The sequence below is a fragment of the Porphyromonas levii genome (genome assembly GCF_018206105.1).
In the GTDB taxonomy this organism is placed as follows: Bacteria; Bacteroidota; Bacteroidia; order Bacteroidales; family Porphyromonadaceae; genus Porphyromonas_A; species Porphyromonas_A levii.
Window position 1 is genome coordinate 1 of the sequence record NZ_JADRGN010000082.1, and the last position, 1,265, is coordinate 1,265.

General features: G+C 42.6%; 1 protein-coding gene. It reads right to left on the minus strand.

All coding sequences use genetic code 11. The features are described from left to right. Window positions 1-200 precede the first annotated feature (200 nt). On the minus strand, window positions 201-1,265 hold a 1,065-nt coding region (locus IX315_RS09560), incomplete at its 5' end, for a transposase (RefSeq protein WP_211837418.1).

Here is a 1,265-nt window from a genome sequence, read left to right on the forward strand (position 1 = left end):
CTCTTTGCTGTATTTTGGGAGGTGTTTGGCTGTTTTGGAGATTGGTCTTTGTCTTTTTTATCTATTTATAAGCTACTGAATACCACAATTATTGTAAATGGGTACACTTTGGGATACGAGATTGCCAGCGGGCTATTTGTTTAGCTCGCTACTGAATGTTTCCAATTGTTTGTTTCCCTCTCCTCTCCCTCTCCTTTTTGCTACACCGCTAGTTTTCTAATCTCTTTATTCGAGGAGAAGAGTCGCAGGATCCATTCTCCTTTCTTCATTACCCATTCTCCTGGGATGGTGATGATTTTGTGGCGTAGTCTCTTGAGCCGACTTGTGGGCTTTAGCCCACGGATCTTCTCTGAGGCTTTGCGCGTGAATGCGGTGATAACATTTCTAACCAAAGCAGTGAGAATGAGGAATGTATGATTGTGGTTGATATCGGAGAAGGGTAGCTTTTTCCAAGAGTAGTCTCCCTTGAGGTCTCGGAAATTGAGTTCAGAGGAGCCTCTCTTGTTATAGAACTCTATGACTTCTTTTTCTGACTTCTCTTTGTCGTTTGTGAGGATAGTGAAGACTTTATAATTGTCTCTATCAAATAGTCTTCCGGCTTTCTTGTGATCTTTTTTTTGTTCTCTGTAGATGATGAGTTTTAGTTCTTTCTCCTGTAGTTCTAATCCTTGGAATGGGACCGAGCAACACTCTAGCTTGCGACCCTTCATGAGAATCTTTTTCCATTTAGCTGTTCTCCAGATGCGCTCTATTTCATACTCGTTATTTTGTGCCCTAACGTAGGTTTTGATATGCTCTTTCTCGAATAAGTAGGAGAGGATTTCTTTGGTGTAGGATCCGCAATCTACGCGCAGATTGGAGATGCGTACACCGTGGTTATCTAGCTCGTTTAAGACTCTTTCCAGCGTGTTTTTTTGTCGGAAAGTAACCGGCATATTCCCATCTCTTTGCTCGATATAAACAATTTGGTCGCCTATTGTAGCTACACCAGGGCAATAACCTAGAGACTGCTTATAGGTCATCTTGGCATCTGACTTCTCTGTAAAAATCAGGGTGTTATCGTAGTCGAGTGTGTGTGAGGTGCTCTTGGAGATTCCGCCACACTGAAGAGCCGTCTTTAAGAGTAGGCGATTGAGCTTTGCATTATGGTTGAATTTGAATGTGTTGTGCTGGCTAGAAGCTTTTTTGGACTGCACACTTAGGGCTTTCATCTTACGTGCAAGGGTATCGGGGCTAGAGATTCGGAAGTCGTTATTAAGTGAGAA